The 21,798-nt window shown below is 62.0% G+C and carries 21 protein-coding genes; 13 read left to right on the top strand and 8 right to left on the bottom strand.

The features are described 5' to 3' along the window. Nucleotides 1–471 (bottom strand): cyclophilin-like fold protein, encoded by a 471-nt coding sequence (locus tag NKK50_RS17130; RefSeq protein WP_352543685.1) that lies wholly within the window; start codon nt 469–471, stop codon nt 1–3. After that, nucleotides 468–1,658 carry an MFS transporter gene (locus NKK50_RS17125; protein ID WP_352543684.1) on the bottom strand — a complete coding sequence of 397 codons (1,191 nt, stop codon included), beginning with the start codon at nt 1,656–1,658 and terminating at the stop codon, nt 468–470. Before NKK50_RS17125 ends, NKK50_RS17130 begins: the two co-directional genes overlap by 4 nt. Nucleotides 1,659–1,799: 141 nt before the next feature. On the opposite strand from NKK50_RS17125, the gene NKK50_RS17120 reads away from it, so the two are divergent. The 4 genes from NKK50_RS17120 (at nt 1,800) to NKK50_RS17105 (ending at nt 5,802) form a co-directional block, all read left to right on the top strand. Further along, on the top strand, nt 1,800–2,693 hold the full coding sequence (locus NKK50_RS17120; RefSeq protein WP_352543683.1) for a LysR family transcriptional regulator: 894 nt from the start codon (nt 1,800–1,802) through the stop codon (nt 2,691–2,693). A gap of 635 nt (nt 2,694–3,328) precedes the next feature. Then, nucleotides 3,329–4,087: a hypothetical protein gene (locus tag NKK50_RS17115; RefSeq protein ID WP_352543682.1), complete on the top strand. Its 759-nt coding sequence runs from the start codon at nt 3,329–3,331 to the stop codon at nt 4,085–4,087. Nucleotides 4,088–4,147: 60 nt separating this feature from the next. Next, nucleotides 4,148–5,137: an ImmA/IrrE family metallo-endopeptidase gene (locus NKK50_RS17110; RefSeq protein ID WP_352520931.1), complete on the top strand. Its 990-nt coding sequence runs from the start codon at nt 4,148–4,150 to the stop codon at nt 5,135–5,137. Next, complete coding sequence (locus tag NKK50_RS17105; protein WP_352543681.1) at nt 5,134–5,802, top strand: hypothetical protein; 669 nt, start codon at nt 5,134–5,136, stop codon at nt 5,800–5,802. Before NKK50_RS17110 ends, NKK50_RS17105 begins: the two co-directional genes overlap by 4 nt. Here NKK50_RS17105 and NKK50_RS17100 read toward each other — a convergent pair. The 3 genes from NKK50_RS17100 to NKK50_RS17090 form a co-directional block, all read right to left on the bottom strand. Further along, entirely contained in the window at nt 5,785–6,366 is a 582-nt protein-coding gene (locus NKK50_RS17100) for a hypothetical protein (protein ID WP_352520929.1), read from the bottom strand. The genes NKK50_RS17105 and NKK50_RS17100 overlap by 18 nt on opposite strands. Continuing rightward, nucleotides 6,359–7,168: a bis-aminopropyl spermidine synthase family protein gene (locus NKK50_RS17095; RefSeq protein ID WP_352521094.1), complete on the bottom strand. Its 810-nt coding sequence runs from the start codon at nt 7,166–7,168 to the stop codon at nt 6,359–6,361. The genes NKK50_RS17100 and NKK50_RS17095 overlap by 8 nt, the downstream gene beginning before the upstream one ends. 116 nt (nt 7,169–7,284) lie before the next feature. Continuing rightward, complete coding sequence (locus NKK50_RS17090; protein WP_352520928.1) at nt 7,285–7,866, bottom strand: AAA family ATPase; 582 nt, start codon at nt 7,864–7,866, stop codon at nt 7,285–7,287. A 440-nt stretch (nt 7,867–8,306) separates the two neighbouring features. On the opposite strand from NKK50_RS17090, the gene NKK50_RS17085 reads away from it, so the two are divergent. From NKK50_RS17085 to NKK50_RS17060, 6 genes are all read left to right on the top strand, one after another. Next, complete coding sequence (locus tag NKK50_RS17085; protein WP_352543680.1) at nt 8,307–8,567, top strand: hypothetical protein; 261 nt, start codon at nt 8,307–8,309, stop codon at nt 8,565–8,567. A 310-nt stretch (nt 8,568–8,877) separates the two neighbouring features. Beyond that, nucleotides 8,878–9,933 carry a LacI family DNA-binding transcriptional regulator gene (locus tag NKK50_RS17080; protein WP_352543679.1) on the top strand — a complete coding sequence of 352 codons (1,056 nt, stop codon included), beginning with the start codon at nt 8,878–8,880 and terminating at the stop codon, nt 9,931–9,933. A gap of 63 nt (nt 9,934–9,996) precedes the next feature. Continuing rightward, a complete protein-coding gene (locus NKK50_RS17075) occupies nt 9,997–11,235 on the top strand; it encodes an ABC transporter substrate-binding protein (RefSeq protein ID WP_023689585.1) in 1,239 nt (412 codons plus the stop codon). 328 nt (nt 11,236–11,563) lie between these two features. Beyond that, entirely contained in the window at nt 11,564–12,484 is a 921-nt protein-coding gene (locus NKK50_RS17070) for a carbohydrate ABC transporter permease (RefSeq protein ID WP_023682952.1), read from the top strand. Further along, nucleotides 12,484–13,341, top strand: coding sequence for a carbohydrate ABC transporter permease (locus tag NKK50_RS17065; RefSeq protein WP_023745483.1), 858 nt, complete (start codon nt 12,484–12,486; stop codon nt 13,339–13,341). Before NKK50_RS17070 ends, NKK50_RS17065 begins: the two co-directional genes overlap by 1 nt. A gap of 37 nt (nt 13,342–13,378) precedes the next feature. Continuing rightward, entirely contained in the window at nt 13,379–15,346 is a 1,968-nt protein-coding gene (locus tag NKK50_RS17060) for a glycoside hydrolase family 127 protein (protein WP_352543678.1), read from the top strand. Nucleotide 15,347: 1 nt separating this feature from the next. Here the strand turns inward: NKK50_RS17060 and NKK50_RS17055 are convergent, their stop codons facing one another. The 3 genes from NKK50_RS17055 to efp all read right to left on the bottom strand — a co-directional run bounded on the left by NKK50_RS17055 (nt 15,348) and on the right by efp (nt 18,276). After that, nucleotides 15,348–16,148 (bottom strand): endonuclease/exonuclease/phosphatase family protein, encoded by an 801-nt coding sequence (locus tag NKK50_RS17055; protein ID WP_023671569.1) that lies wholly within the window; start codon nt 16,146–16,148, stop codon nt 15,348–15,350. A gap of 26 nt (nt 16,149–16,174) precedes the next feature. Next, nucleotides 16,175–17,635 (bottom strand): phospholipase D-like domain-containing protein, encoded by a 1,461-nt coding sequence (locus NKK50_RS17050; RefSeq protein ID WP_352543677.1) that lies wholly within the window; start codon nt 17,633–17,635, stop codon nt 16,175–16,177. Nucleotides 17,636–17,706: 71 nt separating this feature from the next. Beyond that, nucleotides 17,707–18,276: an elongation factor P gene (gene efp / locus NKK50_RS17045; protein WP_023682947.1), complete on the bottom strand. Its 570-nt coding sequence runs from the start codon at nt 18,274–18,276 to the stop codon at nt 17,707–17,709. A gap of 129 nt (nt 18,277–18,405) precedes the next feature. Between efp and epmA the strand changes: the two genes are divergently transcribed. The 3 genes from epmA (at nt 18,406) to NKK50_RS17030 (ending at nt 21,785) form a co-directional block, all read left to right on the top strand. Further along, nucleotides 18,406–19,452, top strand: a complete 1,047-nt coding sequence (gene epmA, locus NKK50_RS17040; RefSeq protein WP_023745485.1) for an EF-P lysine aminoacylase EpmA — start codon at nt 18,406–18,408, stop codon at nt 19,450–19,452. A 196-nt stretch (nt 19,453–19,648) separates the two neighbouring features. After that, the gene (locus NKK50_RS17035; protein ID WP_031194038.1) at nt 19,649–20,992 is read left to right on the top strand and encodes a TldD/PmbA family protein; all 1,344 of its coding nucleotides are present in this window, start codon (nt 19,649–19,651) and stop codon (nt 20,990–20,992) included. Next, nucleotides 20,979–21,785: a 3'(2'),5'-bisphosphate nucleotidase CysQ gene (locus tag NKK50_RS17030; protein ID WP_023682944.1), complete on the top strand. Its 807-nt coding sequence runs from the start codon at nt 20,979–20,981 to the stop codon at nt 21,783–21,785. The genes NKK50_RS17035 and NKK50_RS17030 overlap by 14 nt, the downstream gene beginning before the upstream one ends. Nucleotides 21,786–21,798: the final 13 nt, after the last annotated feature.

Raw genomic sequence — 21,798 nt, 5'->3', positions numbered from 1 at the left:
TCAAATGCGTTCGATGCGAAGCGGGAATTTGCCGCGAACGTGCAGGGCCTGCTCGCCCTCGTCGAAGCGGCCAAGCCTGATCAGCCCGGGGTGGCGGTAGTCGGCGTAGAACATGGCCAGGTTGCCCCAGGGCATGAAATAGCACAGGTCATAGGGCTGCTCGTCGGCGAACGGACCGCTTCCCTCCTCGGTCAGCTTGCGTGGCAGATAGGCGATCTTCTCGTTATGGGCGTAGTCATCGATCTCGACGTCGAGCGGCAGCATGGAGAAGAAGTCGCGCGCCGAGGGATTGTCGTAGAGCGTGGCGGTCATGGTGCGGCCGTTGAAAACCATCCTGATCTTCATGCCGGTGGGCTCCTGGCTGACGGGAGATTGGCTTTCCTGGCTGGCGGCTGTGCGAGGCAGGGCCGCCACCGCGAGCGCGACGCCGAGCAATGTCCGGCGGCTGAGCGGCGCATGTTCGTTCGTCACGGCAAAGACCTCCGGGCCATATGCGCTGCGGCAAGGGCGGCGAGCGCCGATCCGCAGAGCAGCACCGCGCTCAGAGTGAACGGCCCCCGCCAGCCGACCGTATCGAACAGCGTGCCGCCGATCGCGGCGCCGCCGGTGATGGCGAGCTGGATGACGGCTACCTGCAACCCGCCGCCGGCCTCCGCGTCGTTCGGCAACGTTCGGCTGAGCCACGTGCCCCAACCGACCGGCGCGGCCATGCCGAAGAAGCCCCAGGCAACGAGCAGCAGCGCTGTGGGACCCGGGAGTGCACCGAAGGCGATGAGCGCGGCGGCCAGTGCAGCCATGACCAGCGGGATGACGGTGAGAATGCTGAACAGACGCGTGCGCAAAAGCCGGCCGACGCACCATGTGCCGAGCACCCCGGCCAGCCCCATCGCCAGCAGGACCGCCGAGAGGGCGGCGATATCGAGCCGGGTGACGTTCTCGAGGAAGGGCCGCAGATAGGTGAAGAGCGCGAACTGACCCATGAACAGCATCATGATCGACGCCATGCCGGTGGCGACAGGAAGACGGCCGAGCAGCGCCAGCGGGTTGCCGGCACGATTCCTGCGGCGCGGCGGCAGCGCCGGCAGGCTTGTCCACTGCCAGGCCAGCGCCAGGAGACCAAATGGCACGACGAGGAAGAAAGCGCCGCGCCAGCCGACATAGGCGCCGAGAAAACTGCCCAGCGGCGCGGCGATGGTGGCCGCAATGGCATTGCCGGCGTTCAGCATGGCGAGACCCTTCGGAACCATGTCTTGCGGCACGAGGCGCATGACGATCGCGGTCGACATCGACCAGAACCCGCCGATCGCGATGCCGAGCAGCGCCCGGCCGACCATGAGCAACGCGTAGTTCGGCGCGAAGGTGACAGCCAGACCGGACACGATGAGGAGGAGGGTGAAGCCGGTCACGACCAGTCGGCGGTCGATGTGGCGCGTGAGGCCGGCGACCAGCAGGCTGGTCACGACCGCGAAAGCGCCCGAAATCGAGATCGCCTGTCCCGCGCGGCCCTCGGTGATGCCGAGATCGGCCGCTAGCGGCGACAGCAGGCTGACCGGCATGAATTCCGACGCGATGAGCACGAAAACACACAGCGCCATCGACAACACCGCGCCCCATGCGGCGCGGTTTTCAACAAGCCTTGTGTCGTATGTGGTTTCCATGATTGGCATCCTGGCAAAGCGACCGGACGGATCAGCCGCCGTCGCTGCCAGAAGATATTGCAGGGGAACCCATTTAAGTAGACTAAGTAATCCGCATGGACTTATCTGCTCATGATATGAATGTCCGATGGGAGGTGCCCTATGCAGCGCGATGGCATGAAGGATCTGCTATGGTTCGTGGCGGTCGCCCGCGAGCGCAGTTTCACCAGGGCAGCGGCCAAGCTGGGAACCTCGCAGTCGACCCTGAGTTCGACAATCAAGGAGCTTGAAGCTCGCCTTGGCGTCCGCCTGCTGACGCGTACCACGCGGAGCGTCTCTCCGACCGAGGCCGGCGAGCGACTTTTCCAATCTCTCGTTCCCCGCTTCGAGGAAATCGAATCCGACCTCGCAAGCCTGGTGGCGTTTCGCGACAAGCCCTCCGGAACGGTCCGCATCACCCTGTCCGACCATGCGCTCCAGACGACCGTCTGGCCGAAGCTCCAGCCCTTGCTCAACGACAATCCTGACGTGCGCGTCGAGCTCTACGGCGACAACGGCATGAAGAACATTGTGGAGGAGCGCTTCGACGCAGGCGTGCGGCTTGGCGAGAGCATCGACAGGGATATGATCGCAGTGCGCATCGGGCCCGATTGGAGGCTCGTGGCCGTGGCGTCGCCCGACTACTTTTCCCGCCATCCGGTTCCGACCGCGCCTCAGGACCTGGTCGACCATGACTGCATCAATATGCGGCAGGCGACGTTCGGCGGATTGTATGCCTGGGAATTCGCCAGGGATGGCCGCGACCTACGTGTGCGGGTGGAAGGCCAACTTACCTTCAATTCGTCCATTCCCATGATCGAGGCTGCGACAAGCGGCTTCGGGATCGCCTACGTCCCGGAAAACCTCGTCAGCCACCACATCGTCGAGGGACGCCTCAGGCTCGTGCTTGACGACTGGAGCCCGCCATTTGCCGGCTATCACCTCTACTATCCGAGCAGGCGGCAGCTCTCCCCTGCCATGGCGGTGATCATCGACGCGCTCCGCCATCGCATCTGACCCGAGACTGTTTGGATCATAGAGGCTGAGCTTGGTAGATGGCAGGTTCTACCTGGCCAGGCTGTTCATGCCGCCGCTGCAGCAGGCGCTGCGCCGCCGCTGCGAATTTGTTGGTGGTCCAAAAAGGAAGAACGCGGAATCCCGACTGGGAAGCTTATGCCACCCGATCTTTTCGCCGGTTTTTCCGAACTGTTGAATTTTGTTTCTGGAGTGTGTCTGGGGGTGCGGGTATTGCCCGCCCCTTGTTGACCTTGCGGGCGCGCGCCTTACTTGCTCTTTGGCGTCGGCTGAAGGCACTCCGACAAGTGATGCTAGGCGGGGTGACCAGCGTTCCCGCGAGAATTGGTTCTCCAGGGTGCGGCCTGGTTTTGGGCATCTAATATGCGGCAATGGCCGGCAGCCAACTCGCTTGCGACGCCATCTTGACGAATAGGAACAAATAGGGAACAAGTGCGATAGGCAGCCCATTCACGAGGTCAGGCTGAGGACAGATACCAATGTTATCCAATGACTATCCACCGGCTATGCACTTGGGGCTCCACAGCTATGACGACCGAAACCTGCAAGCGCAGTTGTGCCGGGGCGATTGAGGTGAAAGATACCGCCGTGAGAAACCTTCCGCCGGGAAACAAACTATGAACGCGTCATTGGCACTTGATACGTCGGCCACCGCCTCGCGTGTGGACGAATTCATTTGCTGGTCACGAATGCAGGCGGAGGCGGGGCAACCACTCGAAGCGATTGTAGAGCGGAAGGAGCAGGAGCGGCGCGCAGGCAATGGCACCTTCTTTTGGGGGGTAGGAAATCCGCCAGCAGTGATTGCAAGCGCTCTCGCTCGCTCTGGGATGCCAGTAAGGGCTATCTTCTCCATCATGAAATCGCGCCCCAAGGCGGTTGATGTCGCCCCCGAGAGGACGGTTGTGTGGCGCCGTTACATTGATGCCTATGGTGCTGAACGCACGCTGCCGCCAAATGCTTTGGTTACAAGCCGAGCCGATAGTGCCTCTGGTCCGAAGAAGTCACACTACGCTCTCATGTGCTATTCCCCTGAGCCGTTGGTATTGCGCAGAGGGATTGAGTCTTTTGATCCGGCCGCATTCCGCAATGCCAGCGGGAAAGGTGCACCAGTCGGCAATTCGCAGGTGACCGCACTGCTCCGAAGAGTGGATCGCCTCCACGGCGGATCGGACTATGAGGTTAACTTGAGCGCTTGGCTAACTGGCGCATATTGGGTTCGGCTAACCGATGCGGTTTTGCTCACCGCCGCTAATCGAAAACTGATCGAGCGTGCCACCAAATCGAGCGAGGCTGATTGGGTTGATCTCAGCAAGGCCGTGCGCGAAGGGCCGAGTTTTGGGTTATCCTCGACGCAGACGACCGGAACGCTGCTCTAAGCAAGGTCCTCATCTTGCTTACCGGCTTTAGTAGCTTGGGTAGCGAAGGCAGGGTGATAGGTGGCCACCGACAACGAGAAATTAGTCGACAAGCTACGGGAAGCCGGGATTAGCCGGGCCGCGATTGAAGCAGCGTGGCCGACGTGGTGGACTGAGGAAATCAATGAGTCTCCCTCTGGGCGTGCCGAATTGCGCTTTGCTTTGGCGCGACGGCTCGGCCTAGATCCCAAGCCGTTGCTCGGCGAACGAGTTGAATTCGTTTGGAATGATGAGGCTCGGTTCAAGCATCTTTCGACGGAAGATGCGGCGGAGCGATCTGCCCTTACGTCCTATGGAATTTCGCTTGGTCGTTTGCTGTTACACGCTACGCCAGATCCAGGGGAAGCACTTAACGCGACACCTGAGGAACTTCGCGAGGCGATACTGGCTGGCGCCCCATACGTGGATCTGAGATCACTGCTCACGACATGCTGGGCGCTTGGCATTCCGGTTATCCACCTGCGTGTGTTCCCCCTGGAAACCAAGGCAATGCACGCAATGGTGGTTGCGGTTGACGGAAGGTTCGCGATCTTGTTGGGGCGCGATGCTTCCTATCCTGCACCGGTCGCCTTCACGCTAGCTCATGAGTTAGGCCACATCTTTCGTCGCCATCTGGGCGATGCGCCCGCGCTCATTGATCTGAAAGATCCGGCCACGGCCCAAGACGGAGATAAGCAAGAAGACGAGGCGGATGCCTATGCCTTGACGCTGCTTACGGGCTCGCCGAAACCCGACATAGAAACGAATGTCGACAAATTTAACGCACCCAGCTTAGCCTCAGCGGTCCTGAACGCCGGCCCTCTCTACAATATTGAGCCAGGGACTCTCGCTTTGTGCTTGGCTTTTCAACGCGAGGCTTGGCCAATAGCCAACGCCGCTCTTCGATTCATATACACCGAGCCCAAACCTGTGTGGCGCGAAGTCAACGGGATAGCCGAAAGCGAAATTGGTTGGGATCAACTCAGCGATGAAGCGGCCCAATATCTACGCAACGTAATGACTGGCCGATGACCCAAGCGTCGCTCATTGACAATGACGTAATCATCAAGATTTCCGCGTACGGATTAGGCGACGAGCTGCAGAAAGCGGTGACGGGGACCGCTGCTGGTCCACCAGCAATGCTGGGAGTAGGGCGGTTTGTCGTCCGCGATAGGCTTGCACGAGCTGGTTGGATTCCTGATCCCAAGGCTGCCTTGGTGGCATTTGAGGCACTTCTTTCATCGCTAGTGCTCTTGGAACCAACCCAGGACGAACTCGCAATTGCTGCGGAATTTGAAAGTGCAGCAACACGGCGAAACCTTGAATTGGACGGCGGAGAAAGTCAGCTTCTGACGATCTTGCTGGTTCGTGAGTGCAAAGTGCTTCTTACAGGTGACAAAAGAGCGATCCGGGCGATCGCAGGCATTGCCACTGCTCTAGCTCAGGGAAAGCTAGCTTGTTTAGAGCAGGTTCTATCAGACATTGCCAGCCGATCTGACATCGAGGAAATGCGTCAGAAAATTTGTCGTGCGCCGAAGGCTGACATGGCCGCATCCATTTGCTTTAGCTGCTCAAGCAAGGTGTCGGTAAGCCGTGCGAAGATTATTGAAGGACTAGAGAGCTACACAAACCATCTTAGAGCAGACGGTGCAGGTACTCTCTTGAAATCCGCTGACCTTTCAGCGTTGACCTCTTAAGAAAACTGCATAGGGCTCCAATAATGTTGCTACCAAGCCGATATCTATATCGCGCGGTGGTATTTCATTGTTGAGCTCCGGTCGCTCAAGAAATTCAAGGCAGGCTTTATCAACCCGGCCTTTCACATACCGGCTACCCAGGCGGCCCGTGCTACGGCCAACTGGTACGCGGGTTTGATCAAGGGGTAGTTTAAATTGCTCACGATGAAGCTGGTCTATTACAAGCGCGTACTTTGAGCCGCGCACTTCGATTGTCTTAGGTATTGTGCTCCACTTTATCCCATCAGCAGAGTATTCGGCTGCGCAGAGTGGCTCAGCCAGATGACCGGACTCCATCTCTTCCATGCACAAATGAATTACACGCCCTTTCTCGGCAAACGCTTGTGCGAACGGTTGAACCATAGAGGACGGATGGCAGGTGTTGCCACCGTACCCCCACATTCCATAGCCCGTCTCCTTTATTTCACGCGACTTTCGCTCGATGATATCCGCAAGACTTTCGCGGGCATGCGTCCCGATCTTCATGAAAAGAAGGCCTTCGCCGGGCCTTAAGATGTCATTCAACGTCTTTCTCCAGCATAACGAGTTCGTACTCATCCTCGTGAGCCACGCCATAGTCGAGCCGGTTGCGCTCCATCACGTACCTTACCCGCGGCTCCTTTGATCGGCCATAGAAATTCGCGAGCCTTTCTACATCCTTGATCGGGCTGCTTTTGGCGCGATCTCGTCCGTTGTCCGGCAAAGCGCTGAGGTAGAGGTTGCAGGATTTTAATTCAGGAGCGTCATCAAGATGGTACTCGTGCAACTTGCGTTGCATCCTCGAAACATAAAAACCGCTGCGCGCCGCGAAGGCCTGCACGCTCGCCAACACCCGCTTTGGCCACTCAAGTTCGTCATCGTCCGCGATGACAACCATACCCTCTCCAACATATCGCGTGGCCTCAATGCCCCGTTCAACGAAAATGTTTACGCTCTCACCCTTGTTCGAGGCGCCCCAAGGAGGATTGGTGTAAAATAGATCGTAGTTCACAGCCGGGTCCAACGCGTCAAGCACGTTGTAAAGCCGAGCATCCAAGTTACTAATTCGCTCCTTGTCCGCGAAGCGATTTACCGCGTTCACGGTCCGCTGGTCGAAGTCGAAGACGGTGATGTGCGATGGGCCGAATTGGAGCACGTCCTTCGCCTGGAGGTAGGCGACGCAAACACTGATTGCGTCGCCATCACCAATGAACGCCAGCCGCTTCCCGTCAGCCCAATCTGCTACAATTTCGCTCTGCATGACCATGTCACCGGACTTCATATGGATCTGATCAAAGACTCGAAGCGGTCTCGGCCTGTTCTGGACGACGTCTGAGACTGCGTTCAATGCTGCGCGTAGGTCGATCCGGTTCCGCTGAGAGGGTTCGGATTTCGCTAGTCCTCGCTGTTTGGGCCTTTTCGGGCGGCAGGTCAGCAACCTGCGCGCTACGGCGAGCGGCGACATCAAGTTAGTCGCCTTCCCAATAGCGAAATTAGGCTTGCCCTGTCTGGCGCCGATGTGTCGAAGAGATAGATGGCAGCGCCGGCAGACATGCCATATGTCGCGGCCACGGAGGATTGAAGAGCCGTGTGCATCCGCGCTTCCTCTTCGGAGATCATCGGCCTTCCCGCAGCATCTTTCTCAATGCGGGCGATAGTGACTTCAGGAGATGCGTAGAGCAGCCAAATCTCGTCAGGGTCTAGCTGATTGAACTGCTCTAGCGAAAATGGCGTGATGCGAAACCCATAGCGCTCTTTGGTAACCGGGTGGCTGTCTATTATAATATTCTTCGATGCTCGATTGGCCGCGACAAAGTCAAGCAATGCCAAGTCAACCTGCGCAACATCTTCCGGCGTCACAACTGCGGATGAATGCTCCCTGAGGTTGTCTTGGCTCGACACTTTTGCTGAACGTGACCTCACGTGGTCTGTTAATCTTGCGCCATACTCCCATACAAGCAATCCCGGTATGGCATCGGCCAACAACCGTGCTGTAGAGCTTTTGCCGGACGCTGGCGCGCCCGTCAGATAAATGACCTTACCCAAGCTCCCCCCTAGTGCCGGGCTTAAATTTAACAAAGAAGCCTGCCCGGCAGAACTTATTTTTGACTGCTATTTTGAGGACATTGACATGGATACCCAGTAAACGCAAGTAAAACTGCGAGGGAGTCCCAAGTGCACCTTATGCTTCCGGTTCAGTGTTCCAACAGTGTTAGCAGGCGCAGAAAAGCATCTCCCAGGAGATACCAGATTAGCTTGGGTGGAATCGCATTTTGTTAGAAGCCAAAGGCCGATAGGATAGTTGATCCAACCCCGATTAGCCCCATCACAAAGAAGGTAGTCCGGAACGATCTTCCGAAGGTCCAAGGGCGCTGCAGAATATTCTGGTGAGCATGCGCGGTCCCCTGCTTGGCCGGCTCGAGAGTGAAAAGACGTGTCGCAGTAGGGCAGAGTTGGGCTTCCGCGATGACATGCACCTCCTCCGCATGTTTAATAAGAAACGCGGCTCGCTGATCAAGCTTCCAGAATATAAAGGACAATATCGTCAGGGCGAGGCCAAGCGCCACTCCGAACCGTGGCGCGCCTTGGGTCGCAGCAATGCCGGCAACGACAGCTCCAGACAATACCGTGAAGAAATTAAACACAGCCATTCGCTGGTTGGCGTGGAGCTCGAAGTACCGCCAAGCGTGGTCAGAGACCAGGCTCCAATCGACATCCGCAGTGCTAGACTGGCGTGGCATGCTTGATTTGGCCATTAAGTTCGATGCCCTAAGTTAGTACCGGTCATTTCTACCAAGGAACGACGGTATCTATGCGTTTGTAAAGACGCAACCTGATGAATTGGCAACATCTCAATGGGCATGCAAGCGTGACCAAGAGGCAGGCTTCAACCCTTCGATCTCACTCCTTCCCCCCTTGCCATACCCAAATTCTCATCCTAATCTCCCTGAGAAAACCTTTTCCCAACTCCCGCAGCATCCGTCGATCATCCACATCGACACGCAATGGCCAAGTAAGAGAAAACCTTTTCCCAACTCGAGGACCCACACCCGAAACATGGCCTCCGACACGCCAACACCCGCCAAGACCCCCGTCACCCTGCGTGAAGTCGCGGCGATGGCTGGTGTCAGTGTGGCCACGGCCTCCAAGGCGCTGAATGGGCAGGGGCGGATGACTGCCGAGACGCGCCAGCGCATTCGCGAGACGGCGCAGCGGCTGGGCTTTCGCCCCAACAGCCTGGCGCAGAGCCTGCTTCGGCGGCGCTCCTTCACCGTCGGCCTGTTGACCAACGATACCTATGGCCGCTTTTCGCTGCCGGTCATGTCGGGCATTTCCGACGCGCTGGTCGATGCCGGCGTTTCGGTGTTCATGTGCAATGTCGAGGACGACCCGCGGCTGGCGCAGCTGCATGTCGAGGCGATGCTGGACAAGCGCATCGACGGCATCATCGCCAGCGGCAAGCGCATCGACCGCCATTTGCCGGTCGACCTCGCCAATCTCGGCGTGCCCGTCATCTACGCCTTCAGCCAGCCCGATCCCGATGCCATCGCCTTCGTCTCCGACGATGCCGGCGGCGCGCGGCTGGCGGTCGAGCATTTTTGCCGCCTCGGGCGGCGGCGCATCGCCCATGTCAGCGGTCCCGAAAGTTTTGCCGTGGTGAATGAGCGGGCACAGGCTTTTCGCGATGTGCTGGCCGCGCACGGCCTGCCGGTGACCGAGCCCTTGCTCGGCTCGTGGTCGGAAGCCTGGGGGCATGAAGCCGTCGGAAAGCTGTTCGACGGCCCAACGCTCTTCAACAACAAGGGGGAGAAACCCGACGCCGTGTTCTGCGGCAACGACCAGATCGCGCGCGGCGTGATCGATGCGCTGCGCGAGCGCGGCTTAGGCGTGCCTGGCGATGTCGGCGTCATCGGCTTCGACAATTGGGAGATCGTGGCCGAGGCGACCCGCCCGCCGCTGACCTCGGTCGACATGAACCTGGCAGCGCTCGGCCGCGAGGCCGGCCTCACACTGCTTTCGCTCGTCGGCGGCCAACCCGCCGCGCCGGGCATTCGAAAACTGCCGTGCCGGCTGGTGGTGCGTCAGTCATGCGGCCGTCCATTGGGCGGCTAGGAGAACGCGCGGCGCGATCTGCGCCGCAACAGGGAGGAGAACAGAACCATGAGGAGGAAAACCATGAAAACCGTGATTACCGGGTTCGCGCTCGCCGCGAGCATCATTGCCTTGCCTGCAATGGCCGCCGACACCGCCAACATCTGGGTTCGCGCCGACGGCTCGAACTTCATGCCGCGCATCGTCGATGCCTTCAACAAGGGCCATGAGAACCAGGTCAAGCTGGACATCATTCCCAATGCCGAGATCATCCCGAAATATGGCGCCGCCGCCGCCGGCGGCACGGCGCCCGACGCGCTGTCGCTCGACCTGATCTACACGCCGTCCTTTGCCGCCGCCGGCCAGCTCGAAGACATCACCGACTGGGCGAAATCGCTGCCCTATTTCGCCAGCCTGTCGCCGGCGCATGTCAAGACCGGCACCTACAAGGACCACATTTACGGGCTGCCGTTCTCGGCCGACGCCTCGGTGCTGATCTGGAACAAGAAGCTGTTCAAGCAGGCGGGGCTCGATCCCGACAAGGGGCCGGCCAACTGGGCCGAGATCGAGGCCGATGCCGAAAAGGTCAACGCGCTCGGCGGCGACATCAAGGGCTTCTACTTCTCCGGCAATTGCGGCGGCTGCAACATCTTCACCTTCACGCCGCTGATCTGGGCCTCGGGCGGCGACATCCTCTCCGAGGACGGCTCGAAGGCGACGCTGGACAGCCCGCAGCTGCGTGGCGCCATCGACCTCTACCGCTCGATGGTCAAGAAGGATCTGGTGCCGGCCGGCGCGCAGACCGACACCGGCGCCAACTTCTTTGCCGCCTTCGCCACCGGCAATATCGGCATTTCGCCGTCCGGCGCCTTCGCCATCGGTGCGCTCAACACGCAGTATCCGGATATCGACTATGGCGTCACCTTCCTGCCGGGCAAGGACAGCGGCTGGTCTTCGTTTGCCGGCGGCGACAATTTCGTCGTCACCAAGGGCACCAAGAAGCTCGCCGTGGTGAAGGAGTTTCTCGACTTCGCCTATTCGCTCGAAGGCCAGACCATCCTGGCCAAATACGGCAGCCTGCCGGTGCGCGGCGACATCGCCAAGGAGGCGCTGAAAGATCTCGATCCGCGCTACCAGATCGCCGCCGAAGCCATGGCCAAGGGCCGCACGCCCTATTCCGTGGTGTTCAACGACCTGATCAACTCGGCCAACGGTCCGTGGACGCAGATGATCAACGAGGTCGTCTTCGGCGACGACGTCGACGGCGCCATCGCCAATGCACAGGAGACCATGCAGTCGATCATCGACCAGGCGCAGAAATAAGGACTGGCCGGCGGCGAGGGCGGTGCAACGCCCTTGCCGCCGCGGGTCCTGATCCGGCCGCCCGGTCCGTCTCCCTGGACGGGCGGCCGGCGCTCCTTACCCTCCCCCTTGTGGGGAGGGTCGCTGCGAAGCAGCGGGGTGGGGAGGTGTGTCCCACGCCCTACGAGATCCAACGGAAGAGCAGCATGACCCCTGGCATTCTCAATCATGGCACCGACGCCCTACCTCCCCCTTGCGGGGAGGTCGGACCGCAGGTCCGGGTGGGAGGCCGGCGCCGCACCCCCACCCCGCTGCTGCGCAGCGACCCTCCCCACAAGGGGGAGGGTAAATGACCATCACCACCACCACCCCGCCACGCGCCAGAAAACTGGTCGGTGCCGGCCGCCGGCAGTGGATCGGCCTGCTCTATGTCGCGCCGGCCGTGGCGCTGGTCGTCGTCTTCTTCATCATTCCGCTCGGCATGACGGCCTGGATGTCGCTGCACAACTGGCCGCTGATGGGCGAGCATTTTTACATCGGCTTCGACAATTACCGGGCGATCCTGCGCGACAACCGTTTCTGGAACGCGCTGAGCTTCACCGCCTACTACACCGTGATCGTCACCATCGTGATCTTCGCCGTCGCCTTTCCGCTGGCGCTGTTCATCGAAAAGCCCAGGCGTCTGACCGGTTTTTACCGGACATCCTTCTTCATGCCGGCGGTCGTCGGCTTCGCCTCGGCCAGCCTGCTGTGGTCGTGGCTGCTCAATGTCGATTCCGGCCTGTTCAGCCCTGCCGCCTACGATTTCGGCCTGACGGCGAAAAAGTTCAACCTTCTGGCGACCTTCCAGCCGGCCTTCTGGTCGATCATCGCCATGGTCGTCTGGAAGGTGGCGGGCTTCACCATGATCATCCTGATGACCGGCCTGCAGTCGATCCCGACCGATCTGCAGGAAGCCGCGATGATCGACGGGGCAGGGCCGTTCGCGCGCTTTCGCGCCATCACCCTGCCGCTGATGCGCCGCACGCTGGCGCTGGCGCTGATCCTGTCGATCGCCGGCTCGATCCTGGCCTTCGACCAGTTCTACATCATCCTGCGCGGCGGCCCGCGCAACCAGACGCTGACCGCCGTCTACTGGATCTTCAACCAGTCCTTCGTTTCGTTCAAGCTCGGCTATGGCGCAGCTTTGTCGATGATCCTGCTGGCCATACTGGTGGCGCTCAGCCTGGTGCAGCTGTGGCTGCTGCGCAAGCCGGAGGGCATCGACTGATGGCGCAGGCAAGAAGCCGCAGCAGCCGCCTCTGGCTCAGGATCGCCGAGCATTCGACCGGCATGATCGCCTCAGTGCTGTTCATCGCGCCGATCGTCTGGGCCGTGCTGTCGACCTTCAAGCCGGCGCAGGAGGCGCGCCAGCCGCCGCTGCCGCCATGGCCGACGACAGGCTTCTCGGTCGAGAACTATCGCACGCTCGACACCTTTGGCGACGGCCTCTGGCTGCCGGCGCAAAACAGCCTCTATGTCGCATCGATGACGGTGGTGCTGTCGGTGATCGTCAGCGTGCTGGCCGGCTACGGCTTTTCGCGCTTCCGGTTTCCGATGAAGGATGTGCTCTTCATCGTGATCCTGTCGACGATCATGATCCCGTTCCAGTCGATCCTGACGCCGATCTTCCTGGTGCTGACCAAGGTCGGCCTGCACAACACGCTGACCGGGCTGGTCCTGGTCTACACCACGCTGCAATTGCCGTTCTCGATCTTCATGATGCGCAACGCCTTCGACGCGGTGCCGCGCGAGATCGAGGAGGCCGCGCGCATGGATGGCGCCAACAACGTCACCATGCTGCTCAAGGTGATGCTGCCGCTGGTCTGGCCGGGCATCGTCACCATCGCGCTGTTTGCCTTCCTCGGAGCCTGGAACGAATTCCTGGCCGCCCTCGTGCTGATGACCGACCAGTCCAAATTCACGCTGCCTATCATGATGACCGCACTTCAGTCGGGCCGCTTCGGCGCCATCGACTGGGGCGCCGTGCAGGCGGGCGTCACCGTGATGATGGTGCCGTGCCTGGTGCTCTTCCTGCTGCTGCAGCGCTTCTACATCCGCGGCCTGATGGCCGGCGCGGTGAAATGACCCGCCGTGAATGACCAATATCCAACGGAGTGACACGATGACCGTTCAACCATCCGCCAAGCCCGGCAAACTCGCCTTCCGCCCACTGCCGGTGCCGCAGGTCGATGTCCGCGGCTTCTGGGGCGACCGTGTCGATGCCGTGGCGTCGCGCACCGCCGACATCCTCTACGAGCGCTGCGTCGAGGCGCGCATGCTGGAGCAGATCGACCCGGACCGGCCCTCGCCGGGCGTCGTCATTCCGTTCCATTCGCCGTCGCCCGACGAGGCTGCCAGCCCCGGCTTCACCGGCTCGACGGTGACGACGCAGATGTTCTGGGACTCCGATTGGGGCAAGACCATCGAGACCGCGGCCTATTCGCTCTACCGGCGCAAGAACGCGGCACTCGAGAAGAAGATCGATGCCGTCATCGACCTCTACGGCAGACTGCAGCAGGAAGACGGTTATCTCTCCAGCTGGTACCAGCGTATCCAGCCCGGCAAGCGCTGGACCAATCTGCGCGATTGCCACGAGCTCTATTGCGCCGGCCATCTGATCGAAGGCGCGGTCGCCTACTACCAGGCCACCGGCAAGCGCAAGCTGCTGGATATCATGTGCCGCTATGTCGACCATATCGCCGACACCTTCGGTCCGGAGCCGGGCAAGAAGAAGGGCTATTGCGGCCATGAGGAGATCGAGCTGGCGCTGGTCAAGCTGGCGCGGGCGACCGGCGAGCAGAAATACATGGACCTGGCCAGGTATTTCATCGACCAGCGCGGGCAACAGCCGCATTATTTCGACGAGGAGGCGCGTGCGCGCGGCGCCGACCCGAAGGCCTATCATTTCAAGACCTATGAGTACAACCAGTCGCACAAGCCGGTGCGCGAGCAGGACAAGGTCGTCGGCCATGCGGTCAGGGCGATGTACCTCTATTCCGGCATGGCCGACATCGCCACCGAATATGGCGACGACACGCTCAGGGTAGCGCTCGACCGTCTGTGGAACGATCTCACCACCAAGAACCTCTATGTCACCGGCGGCCTCGGGCCATCGGCGCACAATGAGGGCTTTACCAGCGACTACGACCTGCCCAACGAAACCGCCTATGCCGAGACCTGTGCCTCGGTCGGCCTCGTGTTCTGGGCCAGCCGCATGCTCGGCATGGGTCCCAACGCCCGCTACGCCGACATGATGGAGCGGGCACTCTACAACGGCTCGATCTCCGGCCTGTCGCTCGACGGCTCGCTGTTCTTCTACGAGAACCCGTTGGAGAGCCGGGGCAGGCACAATCGCTGGAAATGGCATCGCTGCCCCTGTTGCCCGCCGAATATCGGCCGCATGGTCGCCTCCATCGGCAGCTATTTCTACAGCCTGTCGGACGACGCGCTCGCCGTTCATCTCTACGGCGACAGCACCGCGCGCTTCGACATATCGAACCGGGCGGTCAGTCTGATTCAGACCAGCAATTATCCTTGGGATGGCGCGGTCTCGATCCGGATCGAAGCCGACGCGCCGGTCGAGTTCACCTTGCACCTGCGCGTCCCCTCCTGGTGCGGCAAGGCGGCGCTCAAGGTCAACGGCGCCGCGGTCGGTCTGGACGGCATCACCAGCGACGGCTATGCCGCGATCCGGCGCGAGTGGCGCCAGGGCGACCGGGTCGAACTCGATCTCGAAATGTCGATCGCCCGTCTGTTCGCCAATCCGGAGGTGCGTCAGGACATCGGCCGCGTCGCACTTGCGCGCGGTCCGCTGATCTATTGCGTCGAGGAGACCGACAATGCCGGCCAGTTGCATCGGATCGCTCTGCCGCGAACGGCAACAATCGAGGCGCATGCCGAGCCGAACCTGCTCGGCGGCATCGTCACGCTTTCGGCACTTGCCAGCAAGGAAGCCCAGGAAAACTGGGAAACCGGGCTCTATCGCACCGATCCGCCGGCGGTGAGCGAAACGAAAATCACCGCCGTCCCGTACTTTGCCTGGGACAACCGTAAACCCGGCGAGATGCTGGTCTGGCTGCGGGACGGATGAGTTAGAGGCTGACGAACGCCGTCAGCGGCAAATGATCCGACGCAACCCGCGACAGCGGCGTGTCATGGGCTTCCACCGACGAGACCATGCCGTGCCGGTTGGCCATGATCCGGTCGAGCGCCAGCACCGGCAGGCCTGAGGGGAAAGTCGGCACCGCCGCCGGCGTGAAACCAAAGGTGGCGTGCAGCGTCTTGAGCGCCGAGCGGTTGCCCAGCCGCCATTCGTTGAGGTCGCCGAGCAGCAAGGTCGGCCTTTCATCCTGGTTGCTCATGATGTCGAGCACGACGCGGGCCTGCTCCGAACGCGAGCGGCGCAACAGGCCGAGATGCGCGGCGATGACGCGCAGAGTGCGCGTTTCGTCGAGGTCGATCTCGGCAACCAGCGCTCCGCGGGGCTCCAGTCCCGGAAGCTTGATCTGATGGACGTCGCGCACGGTGCCGCGCTTGAACAAAAGCACATTGCCGCGCCAGCCATGGCCCTTGCCGCTTCCGGAAACCGGCACCGGCACAAGCCCGGTTTCGTGTTCGATCCGGGCAAGATCGAGCAGCCCGGCGCGATCGCCGAAGCGGTTGTCGGCCTCCTGCAGCGCGATGACGTCGGGGCCGATCTCGCGGATGACGCGGGCGGTGCGTTCGGGGTCGAACCTGCGGTCGGTGCCGATGCATTTGTGGACGTTGTAGGAGGCGACCACCATCTGGGCGCCTTCAATGTGCTTGCGCGGCGTCGCATTCGCCTTGCGCGCTTTCCTGCCGCGGATCGACAGGAGCACTGTTTCAGGAAGGCTGCGTCCGTTTATATCCATAGGCCTGCGTTCAATCTGTCCTGATTCTAAAGATAGGGCGATCCCAGCCATAACAACCGGTCAAAAACCCGGATGACAAATGGCCGCGCTCTTAGGGTTGCGAGTGTGACGGGTTTGGCGGAAGCGATTGCCGCTCCGATGCGCCCCTCGATCTCGGCGGCAAAGCCGGTATCCAGCACCTCCAGGTCGATTTCGAAATTCAGCCGCAGCGAGCGGGCGTCGAGGTTGGAGGAGCCGACATAGGCCCAGACGCCATCGACCGACAACAGCTTCGAATGGTCGAACGACCCCTCATGCCGCCAGACGCGGCAATAGTGCTTCAGCACCTGGTCGTATTGCGCCGTCATGGCGCGGCCGACCAGGAAGAGATTGTTGACCGCGGGCACGACGATGTCGATCTCGACGCCGCGCCGGGCCGCCGTGACCAGCGCGCTGACAAATTCCCGGTCCGGCAGGAAATAGGGCGACATGATGCGGATCGATTTGCGGGCGACGGAAAATGCCCCCGTCAGCAATTTGTGGTTGGTTTCGATGCTGGCGTCCGGCCCCGACGCCACCGCCCGCACCAGGATCGGCTGACCGGGAGGCGGCGAGGGCCTTTCTACGTGCCAGACCTCGTCCTTGAGGGCCTCGTTGCCGGCAAAACGCCAGTCTTCGGCGGCAACCGCGAACAGGTCGGCCACGACCAGCCCCGTCACCTGGAAATGCGTATCCGCGGAACTGGCGCTGCCGGCGAATTCGGCCGAAAATCCCTTGCGGATGTTCATGCCTCCCGTGAACGCCACCACACCGTCGACGATCAGGATTTTCCTGTGCGTCCTCAAATTCGCATAGGGAAGTCTCAGGCCCATGACGATGTTGCCGTTGAACAGATCGACGGTGACGCCGGCTTCCCGGAGTGTCCCAAGGATGCTGGGCACGGAATAACGCACGCCCACCGCATCGATCAGCACGCGAACCGTCACACCGCGCCGGACCGCTCCGGCCAGCGATCCGACAAAACGTCGTCCGATCTCGTCATTGTCGAAGATGTAGGTCTCGAGCAGGATGCTGCGCCGTGCGCCGTCGATCGCCCCGCACATTGCCGCGTAGGCTTCGTCGCCGGTCCTCAGGATGGTGATTGCATTTCCCGAAAGCAGGCCGCGCCGCGCCACCCTGTCGCCTAGCGTCTTCAGGCCGGCAAAGCGCTGGCCGAATTCGGCTGAGATGAGTGTTTCGAGCGCAATGTCGTGGTCGTGTTTGGCTGTCTCGGCTTCACCGGCGACGGGCCGCATGGCGCTGATCGTGGCGCGGCGGATGCGGTTGATGCCGGCAATGGCATAGATGATCGCGCCAAGGAACGGCGACAAGATCATCACGCCGACCCAGCCGGTGGCGGCGCGCACGTCTTCCTTGGTCATGATTGCGTGGACGATGCCGATGGCGGCCATCAGCATCGGAATGATCACAAGGATTAGAGGCCAGTAGGTCACAAAGGTCTGCCACATCGGCAGGACTATCGAGCCAGCGGCCGCAGAAGGCAATGCAACGGATCAACCAGGACGGAGGCGCTCGCGCCTCAGTCCTTCGCCCGCTCCACATAAGCGCCATCGGCCGTCATCACCACCACGCGGGTACCCGGCGCGATGTGCGGCGGCACCAGCGTGCGCACGCCGTTGGAAAGCACGGCCGGCTTGTATGACGAGGACGCCGTCTGGCCTTTGGTCGTCGGCTCCGTCTCGACCACTTCGAAAGTAGCGCGCTGCGGCAGCACCAGGGCTATGGCGATGCCGTTGAACTGCGAGATCTGCACCGCCATGCCTTCGAGCAGGTAGGGCGCCATGTCGCCGACCACGCTTTCCGGCACCGCGACCTGGTCGTAGCTTTCCGGGTTCATGAAGTGATACCCCTCGGCGTCGGCGTAGAGGAAGGTGTGCTCGCGCTCCTCGACATAGGCGCGCTCGACCTGCTCGGTGGTGCGGTAGCGCTCCGAAACCTTCACCCCGTCGGAGATGCGGCGCATGTCGAGCTGGGTGACCGGCGTACCCTTGCCAGGGTGGATGTTTTCGGCAAAGAGGATCACGTAAAGCTTGCCGTCCTTGTCGACGACATTGCCTTTACGGAGCGAACTGGCGATGACCTTCACCACGGTTTTCAATCCTAGACTTCGTTGGCCTGAAACGATCGTTCGGCGCAAATCGGCTGCGAGAGCCGTCGCCGTAGCGCATCTTGGCCCGAACCGCCAGCCCTGTCAGCAATTCCGTTGCCCGGCAAACCCATGACTGGCGCTTCGCCCTGGTGGACGCCGGATGTTCACGCCGACCGCCGGCCGCGGCTGATGGCGCGTAACGCCATAGCTGCCGCAATGCGCAGCTGGTTTGGCGAGCGCGACTTCATCGAGGTCGAGACGGCGGCGCTGCAGATATCACCGGGCAATGAGGCGCATCTCTCCGCCTTTGCCACCGAGGCTATCGGCGCCGACGGTGCGCGCCGGCCGCTTTACCTCCACACCTCACCGGAATTCGCCTGCAAGAAGCTGCTTGCCGCCGGCGAACGGCGCATCTTCAGCCTGGGCGCCGTCTGGCGCAACCGCGAGCGCGGTCCTTTGCATCACCCGGAGTTCACCATGCTCGAATGGTACCGAGTCGGCGAAACCTATGAGAGCCTGATGGCTGATTGCGCCGAACTGCTGAAGCTCGCGGCTGAGCGGGCCGGCGCCAAAACCTTCCGCTTTCGCGGCCGCGAGGCCGATCCGTTTGCCGAGCCGGAACGCGTGAGCGTGGCGGAAGCTTTTGCGCGTTACGCCGGCATCGATCTTCTTGCCACCGTTTCTGCCGATGGCGGCACAGACCGCGCCGCACTTCATGATGCTCTGGTCAAGGCCGGCCTGCGCACGGCCGACGATGACAACTGGGCCGATTTGTTCAGCCGCGTGATGGTGGAAAAGGTCGAACCGATGCTGGGGCAGGGGCGGGCCACAATCCTCTATGGCTATCCGATCTCCGAGGCCGCCTTGGCCCGGCCGAGCGCGGAGGACCAGCGCGTGGCCGAGCGCTTCGAGCTCTATTGCTGCGGCGTCGAGCTCGCCAATGCTTTTGGCGAACTGACCGATCCGGCCGAGCAGCGCCGGCGCTTTGCCGCCGAGATGGACGAGAAGGAGCGCGTCTATGGCGAGCGCTATCCGCTGGATGAGGATTTTCTCGCCGCCCTCGCCATCATGCCGCAAGCCAGCGGCTCGGCGCTTGGCTTCGACCGGCTGGTGATGCTGGCAACGGGCGCGACGAGGATCGATGACGTGATCTGGACGCCGGTCGCCACTCCTTGACGGAATCGGCCTCGGTTAAACTCACAAACCGGTCAAGCCGCGCGTCTGTGGCGCCGCCGCGGATGGCTTTGCGGGCCGCTTGGGCGCTATGCCGCAGCGGGACAATTGCCCGTGCGCCATTGCACAAGCCGCATTGGGACAATAGATGGTGCAGCAGCCGCTACCGCCCGGCGCGGCTTCAGCCAGGACCACGCGCATGACCGATACATCAGAGGCAGCGAAATTGACCGACCGCGTCGCGGCACTGGTCGAGGCTGCCAAGCGGGCCGGCGCCGACGCCGCCGACGCGGTTGCCGTGCGCGGCCGTTCGATCGGCGTGTCGGTGCGGCTGGGAAAGGTCGAGCACACCGAAGCGTCCGAGGGCGACGATGTCTCGCTGCGCGTCTTCGTCGGCAACCGGGTGGCGAGCGTCTCGGCGACGGCGGCATCGGACCCCAAGGCGCTGGCTGAGCGCGCCGTGGCCATGGCCAAAGTCTCGCCCGAGGACCCCTATCAGGGTCTCGCCGATCCGGCTTTGCTGGTTGGCAAGGTGCGCGACCTCGATCTGTTCGACGCCACCGAGGTTTCGGCCGATCAGTTGAAGGAAGCGGCCCTTGCCGCCGAGGAAGCGGCCCTTGCAGTCAAGGGTGTCACCAATTCGGCCGGCAGCGGCGCCAGCGCAGGCCTCGGCGGGCTGGTGCTTGCCACGTCGAACGGCTTCGTCGGCCACTATGTCGCGTCGCGCTTTTCGCGTTCGGCCAGCGTGATTGCGGGTGAAGGCACCGGCATGGAGCGCGACTACGAATACTCTTCGAACCAGCATTTTTCCGATCTGGACGCACCGGAATTGATCGGCCGCAAGGCCGGCGAGCGCGCCGTGCGCCGCCTCGGCGCCCGCAAGGCGGCGACCGGTCCGGTCAACGTGGTGTTCGATCCGCGCGTCGCGCGCGGCATTGCCGGTCATCTCGCCGGCGCCATCAACGGCGCTTCGGTGGCGCGCAAGACCAGTTTTTTGCGCGAGATGATGGGCAAGCAGGTTGCGTCGGCTGCCATCACCGTCACCGACGAGCCGCTACGGCGTCGCGGCCAGGCCTCGCGCCCGTTCGACGGCGAAGGCGTCGAGGGCGAAAAGCTGTTGATGGTCGAGAACGGCGTGCTGAAGCACTGGTTCCTGTCGACGTCCGCCGCGCGGGAATTGGGGCTGACCACCAACGGACGCGGCGCGCGCAGCGGCTCGTCGGTATCGCCGTCTTCGACCAATCTCGCCATCGAGCCGGGCGACAGGACGCCGGAAGACCTGATCAGGTCGCTAAAATCCGGCTTTTATGTCACTGAAGTGTTCGGCCAGGGCGTCGACATGGTGACCGGCGAATACAGCCGTGGCGCATCCGGCTTCTGGATCGACAATGGTGAGCTTGCCTATCCGGTGGCCGAGGTGACCATCGCCTCGAATTTGAAGACGATGTTCCTCAATATGGTTCCGGCGAGCGATCTTGACCGCGATTTCGGCACTGCCGCACCGACGCTGCTGATCGAAGGAATGACCCTTGCCGGAGCGTGACCCGGTCATATCGGCCGGGGCCTCGGAAGACCTCGATCTGCTGCGCGACGCCGCCCGCGAGGCGGGCGCGATCGCCATGCGCTATTTCGGCAAGAACCCGCAAGTGTGGATGAAGGGCGGCACCTCGCCGGTCAGCGAAGCCGACCACGCGGCGGACGCCTATCTGCGCGAGACCCTGCTTGCGGCGCGGCCGGACTATGGCTGGCTATCAGAGGAAACGACTGACGATCCGGCGCGGCTTCTGGCGCGGCGCACCTTTGTCGTCGACCCCATAGACGGCACCCGCGGCTTCCTCGAAGGTCTGCGCTCGTGGTGCGTCAGCGTCGCGGTGGTCGAGAATGGCCGCACGCTCACCGGTGTGCTCGAATGTCCGGCCAAGGGCGAAACCTATTGGGCGCTGCCTGGCCATGGAGCTTTCCGCAACGGCAAGCCGATTGCCGTGCGCGGCCTGGGTAAGACGGTCGAGATCGGCGGGCTGAAGCAGTTGATCGACCTGATGCCGGCGCAATGGCAGGGCCGGGTGCGGCGGGCGGCGCACATTCCCTCTCTCGCCTACCGGCTGGCGATGGTCGCCAACGGCACGCTCGACGCAACCTTCGTCAAGCCCAACGCGCATGACTGGGATATCGCCGCCGCCGATCTCATCTTGCGCGAGGCTGGCGGCGCCGTGCTCGACGGCCATGGCCGCGCGCCGCTTTATGCCGGGGAGATCATCCGTCACGGCGCGCTGGTCGCCGGCAGCGGGCAGTTGCTGACCGTGCTTGCCGGCGTCATTGCCGATACGGAAGCGTGATCGAAGGTTCCAA

This window comes from Mesorhizobium sp. M0001, from assembly GCF_040324255.1.
Classification (GTDB): Bacteria; Pseudomonadota; Alphaproteobacteria; order Rhizobiales; family Rhizobiaceae; genus Mesorhizobium.
Note: the sequence above shows the minus strand (reverse complement) of the source record. Positions and strands in the feature narration are given on the sequence as shown.

Coding starts and splice junctions, on each gene's coding strand:
- NKK50_RS17125 (WP_352543684.1), bottom strand. CDS start 1,658: ATGGAAACCACATACGACACAAGGCTTGTTGAAAACCGCGCCGCATGG.
- NKK50_RS17120 (WP_352543683.1), top strand. CDS start 1,800: ATGCAGCGCGATGGCATGAAGGATCTGCTATGGTTCGTGGCGGTCGCC.
- NKK50_RS17115 (WP_352543682.1), top strand. CDS start 3,329: ATGAACGCGTCATTGGCACTTGATACGTCGGCCACCGCCTCGCGTGTG.
- NKK50_RS17105 (WP_352543681.1), top strand. CDS start 5,134: ATGACCCAAGCGTCGCTCATTGACAATGACGTAATCATCAAGATTTCC.
- NKK50_RS17085 (WP_352543680.1), top strand. CDS start 8,307: ATGTTTAATAAGAAACGCGGCTCGCTGATCAAGCTTCCAGAATATAAA.
- NKK50_RS17080 (WP_352543679.1), top strand. CDS start 8,878: ATGGCCTCCGACACGCCAACACCCGCCAAGACCCCCGTCACCCTGCGT.
- NKK50_RS17075 (WP_023689585.1), top strand. CDS start 9,997: ATGAAAACCGTGATTACCGGGTTCGCGCTCGCCGCGAGCATCATTGCC.
- NKK50_RS17070 (WP_023682952.1), top strand. CDS start 11,564: ATGACCATCACCACCACCACCCCGCCACGCGCCAGAAAACTGGTCGGT.
- NKK50_RS17065 (WP_023745483.1), top strand. CDS start 12,484: ATGGCGCAGGCAAGAAGCCGCAGCAGCCGCCTCTGGCTCAGGATCGCC.
- NKK50_RS17060 (WP_352543678.1), top strand. CDS start 13,379: ATGACCGTTCAACCATCCGCCAAGCCCGGCAAACTCGCCTTCCGCCCA.
- NKK50_RS17055 (WP_023671569.1), bottom strand. CDS start 16,148: ATGGATATAAACGGACGCAGCCTTCCTGAAACAGTGCTCCTGTCGATC.
- NKK50_RS17050 (WP_352543677.1), bottom strand. CDS start 17,635: ATGTGGCAGACCTTTGTGACCTACTGGCCTCTAATCCTTGTGATCATT.
- epmA (WP_023745485.1), top strand. CDS start 18,406: ATGACTGGCGCTTCGCCCTGGTGGACGCCGGATGTTCACGCCGACCGC.
- NKK50_RS17035 (WP_031194038.1), top strand. CDS start 19,649: ATGACCGATACATCAGAGGCAGCGAAATTGACCGACCGCGTCGCGGCA.